At 61.7% G+C, this 15,476-nt stretch carries 12 protein-coding genes; 6 read left to right on the top strand and 6 right to left on the bottom strand.

From position 1 onward, the window contains the following. Positions 1-247: 247 nt before the first annotated feature. Together AC0L24_RS13600 and AC0L24_RS13595 are read left to right on the top strand one after the other, a co-directional pair. On the top strand, positions 248-544 hold the full coding sequence (locus AC0L24_RS13600; RefSeq protein WP_473563800.1) for a DUF2604 domain-containing protein: 297 nt from the start codon (positions 248-250) through the stop codon (positions 542-544). Further along, positions 537-1,361: a PfkB family carbohydrate kinase gene (locus AC0L24_RS13595; RefSeq protein ID WP_473563799.1), complete on the top strand. Its 825-nt coding sequence runs from the start codon at positions 537-539 to the stop codon at positions 1,359-1,361. Before AC0L24_RS13600 ends, AC0L24_RS13595 begins: the two co-directional genes overlap by 8 nt. Positions 1,362-2,075: 714 nt before the next feature. On the opposite strand, the gene AC0L24_RS13590 is transcribed toward AC0L24_RS13595, so the two are convergent. Both AC0L24_RS13590 and AC0L24_RS13585 read right to left on the bottom strand, forming a co-directional pair. After that, positions 2,076-3,092, bottom strand: coding sequence for a S8/S53 family peptidase (locus tag AC0L24_RS13590; protein ID WP_473563798.1), 1,017 nt, complete (start codon positions 3,090-3,092; stop codon positions 2,076-2,078). Positions 3,093-3,094: 2 nt separating this feature from the next. Next, a complete protein-coding gene (locus tag AC0L24_RS13585) occupies positions 3,095-3,643 on the bottom strand; it encodes a hypothetical protein (protein ID WP_473563797.1) in 549 nt (182 codons plus the stop codon). A gap of 1,217 nt (positions 3,644-4,860) precedes the next feature. Here AC0L24_RS13585 and AC0L24_RS13580 point away from each other — a divergent pair. Continuing rightward, positions 4,861-5,298: a hypothetical protein gene (locus AC0L24_RS13580; RefSeq protein WP_127396933.1), complete on the top strand. Its 438-nt coding sequence runs from the start codon at positions 4,861-4,863 to the stop codon at positions 5,296-5,298. Positions 5,299-5,473: 175 nt separating this feature from the next. Beyond that, complete coding sequence (locus AC0L24_RS13575) at positions 5,474-6,583, top strand: DUF4432 family protein (RefSeq protein WP_473563796.1); 1,110 nt, start codon at positions 5,474-5,476, stop codon at positions 6,581-6,583. Here AC0L24_RS13575 and AC0L24_RS13570 read toward each other — a convergent pair. From AC0L24_RS13570 to AC0L24_RS13560, 3 genes are read right to left on the bottom strand one after another with little or no spacing between them, the layout of a single operon-like run. After that, positions 6,580-7,455, bottom strand: coding sequence for an alpha/beta hydrolase (locus tag AC0L24_RS13570; protein WP_127398639.1), 876 nt, complete (start codon positions 7,453-7,455; stop codon positions 6,580-6,582). The genes AC0L24_RS13575 and AC0L24_RS13570 overlap by 4 nt on opposite strands. A 25-nt stretch (positions 7,456-7,480) precedes the next feature. Further along, entirely contained in the window at positions 7,481-9,532 is a 2,052-nt protein-coding gene (gene fhuB, locus AC0L24_RS13565; RefSeq protein WP_473563795.1) for a Fe(3+)-hydroxamate ABC transporter permease FhuB, read from the bottom strand. Next, complete coding sequence (locus tag AC0L24_RS13560; protein ID WP_245486816.1) at positions 9,525-10,322, bottom strand: ABC transporter substrate-binding protein; 798 nt, start codon at positions 10,320-10,322, stop codon at positions 9,525-9,527. Before AC0L24_RS13560 ends, fhuB begins: the two co-directional genes overlap by 8 nt. Positions 10,323-10,723: 401 nt before the next feature. Here AC0L24_RS13560 and AC0L24_RS13555 point away from each other — a divergent pair, with 401 nt between their 5' ends. Then, the gene (locus AC0L24_RS13555) at positions 10,724-12,829 is read left to right on the top strand and encodes a TonB-dependent siderophore receptor (protein ID WP_292681497.1); all 2,106 of its coding nucleotides are present in this window, start codon (positions 10,724-10,726) and stop codon (positions 12,827-12,829) included. A gap of 434 nt (positions 12,830-13,263) precedes the next feature. After that, positions 13,264-13,611, top strand: a complete 348-nt coding sequence (locus AC0L24_RS13550; RefSeq protein WP_032808338.1) for a hypothetical protein — start codon at positions 13,264-13,266, stop codon at positions 13,609-13,611. Between the two features lie 86 nt (positions 13,612-13,697). Here AC0L24_RS13550 and ggt read toward each other — a convergent pair whose 3' ends face one another. Continuing rightward, on the bottom strand, positions 13,698-15,437 hold the full coding sequence (gene ggt, locus AC0L24_RS13545; RefSeq protein ID WP_127807912.1) for a gamma-glutamyltransferase: 1,740 nt from the start codon (positions 15,435-15,437) through the stop codon (positions 13,698-13,700). Positions 15,438-15,476 lie beyond the last annotated feature (39 nt).

The raw sequence follows: 15,476 nt of genomic DNA, 5'->3' as shown, positions 1-15,476 counted from the left end.
ATAGGCATGCCGCCAATATTTTGGCATTGCTTTAATCGATTGTAGTTGTGAAGAGCTATTTTCAGCCCATTTACTTGCGGCTCAAGTCACACATAAAGAAATGTAGTACCGATTCGGTGGCTTATCCCCCTGTCTTTCGCGCACCCGCGGTCGTGGCGCCGAGCGGACGATTGAAGACCGCCGGTCTCACTAGCAGTGGGCACAAGGGCTCGGGGGCGGGTTGGCAAGCCACAGGAGTAGGACAACAATGTCTAAGGATTCGGGTAAGGGCGATAATCACGGCGGCGGGCCAGGCAAGATCGCGATCACGGTGGTGGTGAACGGCCAGCCCACGCAAGTCGAAGCCAATCCTAGCCAGCCGCTTCACGTCATTCGTACCAAAGCCCTTGAGAACACGCAGAACGTCGCCCAACCGGCCGAGAATTGGGAATTCAAGGACGAGGCCGGCAACTTGCTCGACGTCGAGAAAAAAGTTGGCGATTTCGGTTTCGCGAACATTGTGACCCTATTCCTCAGCCTGAAGGCGGGCGTCGCAGGTGCCTGAAATCCAAACTGTGGACCCTGCGGTCTCGCGAGCGAAGTTCGATCGGCAGCTCGGCTGGTTCCAAACACAGGCAGGTCTTTACCGGGCTCAGGGTTGTTTCCTGATCGAGGCGAGCTTTCCTACGGCCTTCTTCATCTTCGCACCGCCCAAGATAAAGCCACAGATTCTCGGTGCAGCCGTCGAGATCGACTTTTCCAATTACGACCTCCGACCTCCGTCGGTGGTCTTCGTCGACCCCTTTACGCGCCGGCCGATTGCCCGGAAGGATTTGCAAGCGGCCGATGCCATCAACGCGCTGACTCGTGATCTGATGCCGATCTGCCGGCTCGTAACACCCAACCTGGTCGAGCTGGCTCGATTGACCGGATCGGCACCGATCGCGGACGAAGAAGGGGCTTGTCGTCAGGCCCAAGAGCTATCGAGGACGGTGAGGGCCGCCGTACTGGTCAAGGGCGGCCATGCACAAGGAACGCGTTGCGTCGACGTGCTTGGGCAGCCGAACCAACCTGCAGTTCGGTTCGAGGCGCCCCGCTGGCCGCGTGAGATGCGCGGAACGGGTTGCATGATGGCCAGCGCAGTCGCGGCCTCACTTGCTCTTGGAGCGTCGCTGGAAGCGAGCATGCGCCAAGCCAAGCAACATGTTTTCGATGCGCTTGCCGGATCGAAGGACTTCGGGGCCGAAAAGCTGATCGTGCCGAACGCATCCAACGCTCCGATCAAGTCTGGGAGGCGATCCTGGTCTAGATTTTTAGTCCCATACATGACGCCCTATCCGAGCGGTGACTTGCGAAAAGCTCCCCTATTCCCTGCGTCGTAAGAGTGCTGGTCTGTAGGTCCACAGCTGTGCAGGCGGAACGTTGCGAACGACGAAATCATGGTGAGACACTTTATCGGTCCGGCGTTTTGATCACTGGTGACAGAGGACCGTTAGGTGATTTGCATCACGGGTCTTCCAGCAAGGATGCGGGCCAGCAAATCCTCGAGCAAGGCTCTGCGCTGCTCCATCTGAAAGCTAGTATTGCCTATGACACAGTCGAACTGCTCCCGCCCTGCTCCGCCAAGACCCCACTCAGCGCGAACGCATCGCCCAATCGAAAATTCACGCCCGGAAAACCTCGCGACAGGGCGCCGATAGAACCTTGGTATATTCGACCGACACCAGCTGCTGCGGCTTGATGCCTCTTTCCAGGGATGTCACATTCGAGTTCGGGCGCTCTCGCCGTTCGAGCACCAGGCTGGGAAGACCATGACGCAGAGGTGCCGCCGGCGCTCCGCTCTTACTTGGTCAGAACTGGCCCTGCAGGAGAAGAAGGTGATGCGGCTGTGATTGAGCGGAAGGACATTGCTCTGCCTTCATACATGAGATGGGAAAGCGCTATTCGGCCTTGTTTACCGGCAACGGACTTCGATAAAAACGCAGTGGCTCTTGTTTATGATTGGATCGGTCAACGGCACAGCTGCTGAATTCTGGGAGGCGATTTGTGTGGCTCTCAACGCCTCACAGAATCAGTTGCTCGATCGAAGTGCTCGTCTACCTGATCGAAACGGGTGCCAATGCCCTCGAAAGGCTGGCCTCGCCGCGGCCGTAAGTCGCCGGATTGTAGTTGACGAGCGTGTCGGTCCTAGCGGTGTCCAGCAACTGATTAGTAATCTGTGTCGGAGTTGCAGACGTGAACTTGCTGCCAAGTATGGCGGCATAGCCTGCAACCACAGGTGCCGCATAAGACGTGCCGTATAGGCCAGTGTTGTCACCCTCGACACCCACGGTCAGGAACTGGTTCCGCACCTCGGCGTTTGAGCCGGGATAATTCGAGTATCGGGCCAGCCGCGTCTTGTTCCCGGGAGTGCCATTGTGGTCGAGCGCACCCACGAAGATTGCCGATGGCGCCCCGATCAGCCCGAGGGTTAGCTCATCGAAATCCCCTTCATGCGGCCTACCTACCTCGTTGCTGCGGTTGTCGGCACTCTTTGCGACGATGGCAGTGCCCGCCCAGGCGGCATCGACGATCGCCTGCTCGCGCGGATGCTGGCTCAGTGGCTCTATAGTGCGGTAGCTCGCATTGATGATATTGAGGCCGTCCTGCAGCCCGATCGAAGGCCCCTCGAGATAGTCGTACTTGAATATGTTTGCGCCAGGGGCGACCATGCCGGCAATTTCAGCGACCCAATCTCCATGTCGCTGCCTCTGCGTACCGCGACCGAGGTCTGCATCAAATGGCTGTTCCTTGAAATCATCTATGACATTTATCGATACGCCGGAACCGATAAAGCCTGATGTCCATGCTTCACCAATGTCTGGGCTCATCCAGCAGAATGTGCCGTCGGCATTTTGTGGACAGCCCGAGCTACTGCTTTCCGCGGCTGGATTACCGGTCGTTCCTTTGCGGCTGATACCGGCATCGAGATCACCTGCGAAACCGGGTGCAGCCAACAGGCATGCTATAAGACCGACAACGAAACCTGCCGGGAACAATTGTGTTTTGTGCATAATCAACTTCCTGTCTGATTGTTCTTCATCAATGAAATTTACGGCCTTGCCTTTCACCATCGCTAAAATTCACCCCTGAACCGAAGGTCGAGTTTCCATCGGCTTGGCTTGAGGTTTGTCATGTATTTCAACGTGTCCGAGGGCCGCAGTTGCGAGGCGGCCAGACGGCAATTCACTGTATGGAAGCCGCCGAGGGCGCCATAGTCAGCCGTGCAAGGTCGTTCCGTCAGGTTCCCGCCCAAAATCGAACTGACGGTGAGAGAAAGCGTCGTGGACGGCGTCGGTCGCTTTTGCAGAATAAAGCCGAGTTTCACACCTGGGTCGATTCGGACCTTTTCGGCGCGTTGGCCGGTGCTCGCGCCCCACAGGAGACCGAAATCATCCGACAGCTGCGTCAACATTTCAAATCGCATGTCGATCCATCTGCTGTGGTACCACTTGTCGAAAGACACTTTGGTACCACCCGACAGCTCGTATCCGCCTTGCCCCAGATGGTTGGCGGCCGCGGTTAGCTCCGAACCCTGGTAAATGCCGACAAGGCTGGTCTCCTGTCCGTTCGCAGTCATAGCGCTGACGAAGAATGCCGTCACGAACAGGACGTAGCTCGCCAACCGTATGCACATCTGCAGCGCCCATTGTTGGACCCGCCAGCAAATCATGTAAACCCTCGCCGCATCTTCAACCGCACGGAGGCTCTAGCCGCAGACGCAGGGCCGCCAGCGGGCAACGTATTCATTCGCAACAAATCTGTGATCCTCCGTCCTTCAATTTTGTCGAGCCATCTCTTCGCTCTTCCCTGGCAAGCTGCTCCCGCCCTATCGACGAAATTTAGCAAAATTCGTGCCAATCTATATGACGGTGTAAGGGGAATGGATTATACGTTTGTTTTCAGCGGCTTAGCCAAAAACGTCCAAGATGCCGGCCAACCAAGGCTGTGTCGTCAAACCGACAAAGCCGACACAATTGTCGGATGCCGCCGAACACGCGGAGTGTGAACCTACCCGCATGGGCGCAGCAAAGCTCCCTTCGCGCTCCGGCCATCGGAGAGCCCTCGAGCCGGCCTTCAGATTACTTCGACGCAATTCTCTTCAGCTGGGCATCGCGCCGCCCAATTTGCAGTTCTGAACGCGAGTACGTCTGAAAAAACGAGGTGCATGGGCTACTGCCGGCGCACCTCGTGCGAAGTGCCCGCATGCCGATCTGTTCAACAGTCGGGGTCGCGCCTAGCTCGAGCGGCAGGTGCTTCCCGAGTGCCTGTCGCCGCCACATCCGATCGCCTTGTAGCCGCATAACAATTATGCTGTAGGAGTGTGAAAGAGCAATATTTTCAGAATGACAGGCGCGAATCGAAAGATGCTCCTCTCCGCGATCTTGAATTGGTGAGCGATCAGAGGTCAGCAAATCGGAGTCAGCGGACCTGCGATTTTCCCACGGCAACATGCAATGCGATCGAGAGGGGTTATATGGACCCAACTCGAGTAACGACAGCAATGGCCTTTTGAGATAGGTTTGGGACACCGTGGTATTGCGCGAACAGAGTGTGTCGAGGAACCGAACCAATCCACAGAAATATTTTGTTGGTATTTTTGTTGGCCAGCCCGGCTATAGCGTAGGCCTAACAATTTGGAAACAGAGCGAGTTTTCCGTCGCTTGGATTCCGCCTCTGGGCACCATTTTCCCAAGGTCCGTTCTGGACACACCCCATCGCGTCGCCGCCTGCATCGCCAAGTGGAATCACTTTGCGCACATTAGCCCGCAGACGGATTTAATTTGCTTGGCCACCCCTCAACCCTAGGGCAAACTGCCTGCCGGGGCTGCAGGAGGTGAAATGAGAGCACGCGCAGCAACGCTTGGGGATCTGGAGGATGTCTTTCGCGGTCTGTCCAAGCGGATGTCGGACGAATACGCGGCGGCCGGCAAGGACAGCAAGATCGCCTACGACAATCTGATGATGAATTTGAAGGAGGGCCGCGCGCACGCGCTTGTCGAGGGCGACAAGGCCGTGGCAATTATCGCCTGGCATGAGAACAGCGACGCCGCCGACACGCTGTTCGCCGCACGGGAAGACTTCTTCCGTGCCGCGACCGTTCGCTTCTGCAAGCGGCATATCAAGCACATCCAGGCGCTCGCCGGCAACCTCGCCATCCACTCGCGCAGCTGGCTCCAGGGGCCGGATGTCGCAAGATGGTTCGGCGTTATCGGCTATGTCGAGCGCGGCCGGGAGAACGGCGCCACTTTGTTCGAGCTGCCGCCGGCTCGCGGATAGGCAATCGCGGGATATTGCCTGGCAAGCTTGCAGTTTCGAGCGCTCTCCCAGGAGGGCGCGAAGAGACTCTGCCACCAGCCGTCCTGGCAGAAGCTGTGAGACGTGCTGCCGTTGATTTCCAGATGTTTCCTGCGACTATCGGCACGCACGCTCGCGATGGATAGAGGTCGAAACAATGCATCTGGACTACTCCGATCACGTCTTCGTCGACCTCGTGCCCGAGCAGTTCGGCGCGTCGGAAACCATCGTCGCGCGTTATCGCGGGCTTGTCGCCACCGCCTTTCGCTACCGATCCGGCGTTGCCGGGCTTCGGATCAGCAACGCGAAGGGCGAAATCGTCATGCTGCCGTTCCAAGGACAGCAGATCTGGGACGCGACCTTCCTCGGCCGCTCCCTGACCATGCGCTCGATGTTCGATGAGCCGGTCGCGACCCGCGACTATCTTTCCAACTACGGCGCGTTCTTCATCCACTGCGGCGCCACCGCAATGGGAAATCCGGGTTCGGATGACCGCCACCCGCTTCACGGCGACCTGCCCAATGCGCCTTATCAGGATGTGCAACTGATCGCCGGCAGCAATTCCGAAGGGCCTTTCATGGCGCTGACGGGGCGCTGTCGACAGACCGTCGCTTTCAGCCATGACTATGTGATGGAGCCCACCGTACGGCTGCAACTCGACGCCAGCAGCCTCGCCGTCGACATCGTGATCGAGAACCTGAAACGCTCGGCCATGGAGTTGATGTACCTGGCGCACATCAATTTCAAACCGGCCGATGGCGGGCGCCTGGTCGACACCGTAGCGGATGATTCCGCGGACATTGTCGTGCGCCAGACGCTGCCGCCCTTTTTCACGCCGAGCGAAAGCTACCTTGCCTACCGCGATGCCGTTGTCGCCGATCCTTCGCGGCATCGCCTGCTGACCAAGGGCGAGCCGATCGACCCAGAACTCGTGCTGACGATGAGGGCTAAGGCGGACCCCCAGGGCTGGGCGCACGCCTTGCAGGTCCATCCGGACCGTACTGCGGATTTCGTCAGCTTTCGCCCCGACGAGCTCAATTATGCCGTCCGCTGGATCACACGCGGCGCCGACCAGGACGCGCTTGGCCTCGTGCTGCCGGCCACCGCCGAACCAGACGGCTATCTTGCGGCCAAGGAAAGAGGCCGCCTGGTTCGCGTCGCACCCGGGGAAAAATTCCGCTGTGCCCTGCGTTTTGGCGCTATGGACGCGGACGCAGCCACACAACGAGAACAAGCCATTGCAGCGTTGAGAGGTGAAGGCCGTTAGTCGCAAGCCCTCACCGCAAACGCTGCCTGAACCGCGCGATTGACCGTGACCGGCAGGATCGACATGTGGTTTTCGCCAGCGTGCAGCTCGAAGCGCGCACGCACGCCCGGGAGAGCATCAAGCCGCTGCGCCATTGCCCGCGCGAATTCGTCGGTGCGTGTTATCTTCTTCTGCTGCAGGCGCTTTTCCTCGTCCTCGGCGCCAATCTGGAACGGCGCCAGCTTCTCGGTCTCGTACTCGCCGGCCGACAGGATCACGGTCGCCGCCAAACCAGCGGGGATGGCGGCCTCGAAGGTTTCGAGAAAGCGGTCGATGGCACGCTCTTCCCAATAGATGGCGGGGCTCGCCGCGATCCAGGTCTGGAAGGCAGACGGCCGCGTGAACAGGGCATAGAGCGCAAACAGACCACCGAAAGAATGGCCGTAAAGCGCCTGGCGGCTAGCGTCGACCGTGATCCGACTGGCGACCCACGGCTTCAACTCGTCCTCGATGAAGGCAAGGAACTCCCCTGCCCCACCGGTCCGGACTTCGGGCGTGCCCTCATAGAAGGGCGGATAGGTCTTGCCCGGCGGCGGGCCGAGATCCCATGAGCGGCGCAGCGGGTCATAGGCGCCCTCGACGGGATAGCCGATGGCGACGATGACGCCCCAGCCGACATTGCTGCCCGTTGGATAGAAGGCCTGCGCGCGCATGGCGTCGACCGCCGTGCCGATGACGGCGTTGCCGTCGGTCATGTAGAGCACAGGCCAGCCGGCTTCTGGCACCGGCCCGGACGGCACATGCAGGAATATCCGCCAGGGGGCGCCGACCTGCGCCGGGACAAGATCGTGGACCGTGGTGTCGGCGATCAGAGCTGGCGTCGACTTGGGCATCGATATCTCCACAAGGGCAAAACGGTCAGCGGCGGCGCAGCAGCCACATCAGCACCGGGCCGTCGATCAGTGTGGCGACGAGACCGGCCGGGACCTGGCGCGGGAAGATGGCGGTGCGGCCCACCCAATCGGCGGCGACCATGATCAGCGCGCCGGCGAGCACCGCGCCCACGGCCTGCGGCAGCGCACGGGAGAGGCCAAGGCGACGGGCAAGGTGCGGCGCGATCAGGCCGATGAAGGTCAGCGGACCGACGATCAGGGTCGAGGCTGCGGTGAGTGCCGCGACCACCAGCAGCACGAGAAGCCGCGTCCTCTTCAGGTCAATGCCAAGGCCCTGCACAGCGGCGGGGCCAAGCGGCAGGATGTCGAGCCAACGCATGAAGAAAGGCGCGAGCGCGAAGAGGCAGACGGCGATGCCACCGGTGAGCAAGGCGTCACCGACATCGACGCCATAGGTCGAACCGGTCAGCCAGTTGAGCAGCAGCATGGCACGCGGATCGCCGGTGGCGGTGAGCACCAGGATCAGCGCGTCGAACAAGGCCGTCAGAGCAACGCCGGCGAGCAGCAGCCGCTCCGGCGCATAGGCGGCACGACGGCCGATCGCCAGCGTCACCAGCAAAGCGGCGAAGGCGCCGATGGTTGCCGCCGCCGTCTGAACCGGGCGCCCGGCATCGGAGAGCGCAAACAGCGCCACCATCATGCCGAGCGCAGCACCGGCGCTGATGCCAAGCACTTCGGGGCTCGCCATCGGATTGCCGGTCAGCCGCTGCATCATCAGCCCGGCAAGCGCCAGCATCGCCCCGGCGCTCAGCGCGGCAAGCACGCGGGGCCACCGCCACGACAGCAAAGGCTGCAGCTCGTCGCCGAAGGCGAAGGTCCAGCCATGCGGGCCCGGTCCATAGAGCAGGGCCAGCCCGAGCAGCAAAAGCAAGGCCAGGCCGATCGCCGTCAGCATAAGGCCGGGCCGGCTTGCGCGCGGCAGGCGCGCGGCCATCAAGGTCGGGGCTTCCGAGCCCAGAGCAAGGCGCGGCAGCAGCCAGAGAAGCAGCGGCGCGCCGAGAAGTGCTGTAATCGCTCCGGTCGGCAGCAGGTCGCCTTGCGGCCCGGTGGCGATCTGCACGGCCTGGTCGGCAGCCCACAACAGCGCCCCGCCGATCAGCGGCGCCATCACCAGTTGCTGGCCCAGCCGCCGGGCACCGCCGATGCGCGCGAGCGTCGCCGCGGCCAGGCCGACGAAGCCGATGACGCCGACAGCGGCAACGACAAACGCGATCAGCGCGACGGCGGCCGCCAGTCCGGCGAAGCGATAGGCGCCGAGCGGCACGCCAAGACTGCGCGCGCCTTCATCGTCGAGGCCAAGCAAGGTCAGTGGCCGCACCATGAAGAAGATCGCAAGCGCAGCAGTGCCGATGCGCGGCAACAGCCACAGCGTCGTCGACCAGTCCTGCTGGCCGAGCGAACCGGCGCCCCAGATGAACAGGCTGGCCAGCCATTCATGCCGCAGCACAATGAGAGCGGCACCGATGGCGCCGGCATAAAGGCTGACGACAAGCCCCGCTAGCACGACCGAAAGCGGTGACAGGCCTTTGTGCCAGGACAGAGCTATGACGGCGGCAAGGGCAACGAATGCGCCGCCCAGCGCCACCCATTCGCGGCCAAAGGCAAGCAGCGACGGCGACAGAAGCGTTGCTAGTGCCAGCGCCAGATAGGCGCCGGCCGAGACGCCGACCGTTTCGGGCGAGGCAAGCGGGTTGCGCAGAACCTGCTGCAGGACGGTTCCGGCAAGCCCGAGCGCCGCACCGCACAGAAGGCTGACGGCAAGCCGAGGCAGGAAAGCATAGTGGACGAGCACCTGCCGCATGTCGGCGATGTCGGGGGCGGCGAGCGATTGGAGCCAGAGCGCCGATGGTAGCTGCACGGTGAGGTTTGAGACGGTTGCCGCTGACGCTGCCGCGAGCAGCACCGCGCAAAGCAGGATCGCGCCTACCGGCTGATTCCTGAAAAAGCTCCACGCGGAGGCCCGGCCGGCCGACGCATGCTTCCCCCCTTGGGCAATGGCCGCAGCATCCTCAGCCACGGGCGGCCTCCACAGTCATCGCAGACGCCAGGACCCGAGCAAAACGGGTGGCGGACGGAAGGGCGCCGAACATATGGACGGCGGGAAGACGCATGATCGAGCGGTTGCGCACGAAAGGCATGGCGTTCCAGACCCGACTTTCGGTCAGCGTGCCGCCCGCGCCCTCGGGCAAGGGTTCGAGATAGGCGAGGCGAGCGTCGCTGGATGTCGCCAGCCCGTCGATACCGACGGTCGAAAACCCCCAATAATTGGTCTCGGCCGTCCAGGCGTTGGCGAGCCCGATGCGATCGAACACCTCCTGAAACAGACTCTTCTTGCCGTAGACGCGCACATTGCGCGGATCCATGAAGCTGACGACATAGATCGGCCGCGCCGAAAGCGGCGCCAGCTGCCGGCGGACTTCCGAAAAATACGCATCTGTCGCCGCGATCAGCGCTTCGCCTTCGCTTTCCTTGCCGACAAGCCTGGCAAGCTGGCGCGTCGCCTCGAGCGCGCGCTGATAGGGCTGCCCGGCCTCGGTATAGAGCCCGATCGTCGTCACCGGCGCCACGCGTTCGAGCAGCGGCTTGATGCCGTCGAGATACGGCATGGACAGGATGATGTCGGGCCTGAGTTGCTGCAGCAATTCGAGATTGGGTTCGAGCAGCGTTCCGACATCGGCGATCTCAGGCGGCAGCGGCGGTTCGACCACCCAGGTCTCCCAGATGTCGCGACCGGCAATGGCAACCGGGCTGACACCGAGCATGAGCAAGGTCTCGGCCAGGCCGTCATCCAGGCAGACGATGCGCAACGGTTTCGCCGTGGCAGATGGCGATGCAATTGCGGCAAAGGGCAGAACGAAAAGTCCCAGCGCGCCGCGCCGGGTGATCCGACCGCGGAGACGGTCGGCCCTGTGGGATTCAAGGGCTGCCATCATCGCGCAGCGCCTGTGCGGAAAGCCGGCTGGGCGTGGATTTCAGGCACGGGTTTTCTCCAAAACGACGCATTCAAAAATCTGGCTGCCGGCAGCCGATGGTCGGTTGACTATGAAACATGACTTCCATAGTCAACATTGAAGATGACCAACCGAGTCAACAAATTTAAATTGGCGCAAGGCGAAACGGTCCTGCGCGCATTGCGGGCAGTGAGGGTATCAAGATGCGGTTGAGTGCATATCGTGCGGCGCGGCGGCGAAGCCGGACCCGGGGCCTCGTGGTCGCATCGCTTTCGACCCTGCTTTGCACCCAGGCCCTTGCGCAGGAAGCCGCGACCGAGCTCAACCCGATCAATGTCGAGGGACAGAGCGACAGCCCGGTCGGACCGGATGACGGCTACATCGCCAAAAACACCACCACCGGCTCGAAAACCGACACGCCGCTGAAGGAAATTCCACGCTCGATTTCGGTGGTGACCCGCAAGCAGCTCGATGATCGCCAGCTAGGGCAGCTTGAGGACGCCTTGTCCTATCTCGCCGGCGTTACCATCTCGCCATGGGGCGTCGACGATCGCTTCGACCAATGCCTGATTCGTGGGTTCGACCTCTGCACGTCGGCGATCTATCGCGACGGGCTGCCGCAGAAAGTGATCGATTTCTCAGGCTTCAAGATCGAGCCCTACGGGCTGGAGCGAATCGAAGTCTTGAAGGGGCCATCCTCGGTGCTCTACGGCGAGAACGAGGCTGGCGGCATGGTCAATGCCGTCACCAAGCGGCCGACGGACAAGCCGATCTATGACGGCTTCCTCAGCTATGGCAGCTTCAACACCGTCGAGGCCGGGCTGGATATAGGCGGCCCGATCGACGATGCCGGCGTATGGTCCTACCGGCTGACCGGCCTGGTTCGCAACGGCGCGCTCGAAACCGACTATTCCCGCAACGACCGCATCTTCGTCGCGCCGGCGCTCAAGTGGCAGCCGGATGCGCAGACCTCGCTGACCATCCTGGCCAACTACCAGTGGGACAGGCTGACGACGAATCAGTTTCTGCCGGCGCAGTATGGCAATCTGCCGCGCAATTTCTTCACCGGCTCGCCCGACTTCGACCGCTTCGATGCCAACCATGGTTCGATCGGCTACCAGTTCAGCCATGAGTTCGACGACCATTGGACGGTGCGGCAAAACCTGCGCTACTCGCAGCAGGAAACCGACTACCGGCAGCTCTATTTTGGCGAGTGGCTTGGCGGCCCATATATCGGCGCAGACGAACATACGGTGCAGCGCACGCTGTTCACCGTGGATGAGACGGCAAGGCTGTTCAACGTCGACAACCAGGCCGAGTACAAGGCTGACTTCGGCGTGGTCGAAAATAAGCTGTTGTTCGGTCTGGGTTACAGCAGACAATCGGTCGACGGGCGCAACGGCTACGGGGCGGGTCCGCCGCTGGACACCCAGAACCCGGACTACTCGATCCCTGTCACGCCGCCGAGCCTCATCATTACGGATCGCGTGGAGACGATCGGCCAGGTCGGCCTCTATGCACAAAACCAGTCCAAGATCGCCGACCACTGGGTCCTGACAATCGGCGGCCGGCAGGCCTGGATCGACCACACCAATTTCAACCGACTCGACGGTGCAGGCAGTTACGACCAGAAGGACCATGCCTTCACCGGCAATATCGGCATCGGCTATCTCTTCGACAACGGCCTGACGCCCTACGCCAGCTATGCCGAATCCTTCACCACCAATATCGGCCCGACCCAGTCCGGAGACGCGCTGCTGCCCTCGTTGGGCAAGCAGTATGAAGTCGGCTTGAAATACGAGCCGACCTTCTTCCCCGGCTTCATCACCGCTTCGCTGTTCGACCTGCGCAAGACCAATGTGCCGACGGCAGCAGCCAATCCCGTCTACCAGGTCCAGACTGGAGAAGTCCGCCATCGCGGCCTGGAGATCGAGGCCAACGCAGATCTGGCATCCGGCCTCAGCATGACGGCGGCCTACACCTATCTCGACGCGGAGATAACCAGCGATGCCGCCGCCGTCATCGATAACCGCCCGGCCAGGGTGCCGGAACACCAGGCATCGCTGTGGGCCAACTATGAGGTTGGCAGCGGCGTGCTCCAGGGCCTGAGTGTCGGCGCCGGCGTGCGCTATATCGGCGCCAGCTTCGGTGACAATACGAACACGGTTAACGTGCCCGGCCACACGCTGGTCGACGCGGCACTGCGCTACAAGAAGAATGGCTGGCAGGCAGCGCTCAATGTCTCCAACCTGTTCGACAAGACCTACTATTCGACCTGCTATGAGGCCGGCAGCAATGCCGACCTCAGCTGCATCTATGGCGAAGGCCGCGTCATCAAGGGCAGCCTCAGCATGAAGTTCTGATGCATGCCGCTCGGCTGCCTCGGCTGGCAGTGATCTGGCATGCAGGATCTGAAGCGCGCCGCATGAACCTGTGACGACGCGCGTCCAGAGCCGCGATTCGACGCGGTCCTGTCCTCCGTCCGGATGGCGGCAAGACGATTCGCACCGTCACGGTGGGCGTGCGACGTCCCGCTCGCCAAAAATCACGGCCCGCGAAACTCAATCCGCGCCCCGCATCATTTTTCCTCCACGAATGCATGCCAGGATGGATGGTCCCACACCCGCCATCGGGGCAGGCCGCTCTGGATTGGATTGCCTGAAAAGGCAACGAATCAAAAAACCGGCGGCGGTCGTCGCCAGAAGGTGTAGAAGACCGTACCAAACGCATTGAAGGGAGTGCGATCGGGTTGCGCTCGGCAAGGCTTGATGGTTTGTTGCCGCTATACGGAGAATGAATGATGCGAGAGCCTGCCGGTCAAGACGAATACGGGTCGACGAACCCTTTCGATCCGGACGATCTGCCAACCTTGAACGCAATCGGCCCGAGCATGGGAAGCGGCAATGATTTCGAGAGATATGCCGTTGCCGTGATCATCGTGTTCGGTGCGCTGATCATTGGAGGGCTGATGGCCGCATCGATGGTCTTCGGGCACCGCAACGGCTTCCTCTTCGCGCTTGGCGGCGCCACGTCCGCCTGGATATCCGGAAACGCGCTGCTGCTCGACCGGCCGCGTATCTATGCGCTGTTCGTCGGCATTGCCGCCTTGATGCTGGTTGCGTCCACTCTCACGCTGGTCTTGTGACGGCCAAATCGGTGTGAGCCGATCCACTTGAGCAGCGGGCGATCAACCCGAATCGCCACGCTGCACCAAGTTTTTCCTCCGAGCTATCAGTATCCGAGCGCCTCGCCAGAGGCCGCGCGGCTGTCGATGGCGCCGTTGTAGCGCGCGCCGCCGCCCTTCTCGATTTCCGCCAGGCTCTTGCCGCCGACCAGGATGCCGGCCGCCTGCCCCCAGGTCTGGTCAGCGAGATCGAGGTGATATCCCATGCCGGCCAGCAGCTTTTCTGTGTCCGGCGACAGGCCGAACGGCTCGACATAAACCTTGTCGGGCAGCCATTGATGGTGGATGCGAGGCGCGTCGATCGCCTCCTGGATGTTCATGCCGTGGTCGATGACATTGACGATCGCTTCCAGCGTGATCGTGATGATGCGCGAGCCACCCGGGCTGCCGATGACCATGAACGGTTTGCCGTCCTTGGCGACCACGGTCGGGCTCATCGACGACAGCGGCGTCTTCTTCGGCTGGATGGCGTTGGCCTCGCCCTGGACAAGGCCGTAGAGATTGGGCACGCCGGGTTTCTGGGTGAAATCGTCCATTTCGTTGTTGAGCAGGATGCCGGTGCCGTCGGCGACGACGCCGGCTCCGAAGGAGCCATTCAGCGTGTAGGTGACCGCGACCGCATTGCCTTCATCGTCGATGATCGAATAATGCGTCGTCTCCTTGCTCTCGCCAAAGCCCTTCGGCATCAGATCCTGCGACACGCCGGCCCGGAACGGGTCGATCTTGTCGCGGATATCCTTGGCATAGGCCTTATCAAGCAATTTCGAGACCGGATTGTCGACGAAATCGGGATCGCCGAGCGCGGAATTGCGGTCGACATAGGCGTAGCGCATCGCCTCGACCATGACGTGGACCGTCTCAGCCGAACCGGCACCGAGGTAGGACAAGGGATAGCCCTCCAGAACGTTGAGGATTTCGCAGATGATGACGCCGCCGGAGCTGGGCGGCGGCGAGGAGGTGATCTCATAGCCGCGATAGGTGCAGGTCACGGGCTTGAGTTCGCGCACCGCATATTGCTCGAAATCCGGTTTGGCGAGAATGCCGCCCTTGGCGCCGCTCGCCTTGACGATGGCATCGGCGATGGCGCCTTTGTAAAAGGCATCCGTACCCTCTTCGGAAATGGCGGCGAGCGACGCCGCGAGGTCGGGCTGGACCAGCCGCTCGCCGATGCCATAGGGCTTGCCGTCGGGTTTCAGGAATATGGCGGCGGCCGCGGGGTCCTTCGCCAGCCTGTCGGCGCTGCCGGCAAACGAGGCGGCGTCGCCCTGGTTGAGGATGAAGCCGTCCCTGGCATAGCCGATTGCCGGCGCCATCAAATCCTGGCGGGACAATTTGCCGTATTTTTCGCGGGCCATCTCCAGACCGGCCACCGAACCCGGCACGCCGACCGCAAGATAGCCGTCGAGACTGGCCCCCTTCACCGGGTTGCCGTCCTTGTCGAGATACATGGTTTTTGTCGCCGCCAGCGGCGCCCGCTCGCGAAAATCGAGAAAGGTCGATTTGCCGTCCTTGAAGCGGATGGTCATAAAGCCGCCGCCGCCGATATTGCCGGCATTGGGGTAGACGACCGCGAGCGCATAGCCGACGGCGACTGCGGCATCGACAGCATTGCCGCCCTTTTTCAGCACCTCGATACCGACTTCGGACGCCAGATGCTGGGCCGTCACCACCATGCCGTGCTCGCCCTTGGCTGGCGCAGGCGATGCGGCGAAGACCCCCGTCAATGGCGCGAGGGCGAAGGTGATGGAAAGACTGGCGGCGATCAATGTCCGACGGTTGAGAGGCATGGCAGTTCTCCGGGCGGGGACGCCTAGAAGACCGTGTTG

The organism is Mesorhizobium sp. WSM4809 (assembly GCF_055811655.1).
This window is presented reverse-complemented; position numbering and strand designations above follow the sequence as displayed.

Excerpts from the sequence above, each read along its gene's own strand:
- AC0L24_RS13600 (WP_473563800.1), top strand. The coding sequence starts at position 248 with ATGTCTAAGGATTCGGGTAAGGGCGATAATCACGGCGGCGGGCCAGGC.
- AC0L24_RS13590 (WP_473563798.1), bottom strand. The coding sequence starts at position 3,092 with ATGGTGAAAGGCAAGGCCGTAAATTTCATTGATGAAGAACAATCAGAC.
- AC0L24_RS13580 (WP_127396933.1), top strand. The coding sequence starts at position 4,861 with ATGAGAGCACGCGCAGCAACGCTTGGGGATCTGGAGGATGTCTTTCGC.
- AC0L24_RS13575 (WP_473563796.1), top strand. The coding sequence starts at position 5,474 with ATGCATCTGGACTACTCCGATCACGTCTTCGTCGACCTCGTGCCCGAG.
- AC0L24_RS13570 (WP_127398639.1), bottom strand. The coding sequence starts at position 7,455 with ATGCCCAAGTCGACGCCAGCTCTGATCGCCGACACCACGGTCCACGAT.
- AC0L24_RS13550 (WP_032808338.1), top strand. The coding sequence starts at position 13,264 with ATGATGCGAGAGCCTGCCGGTCAAGACGAATACGGGTCGACGAACCCT.
- ggt (WP_127807912.1), bottom strand. The coding sequence starts at position 15,437 with ATGCCTCTCAACCGTCGGACATTGATCGCCGCCAGTCTTTCCATCACC.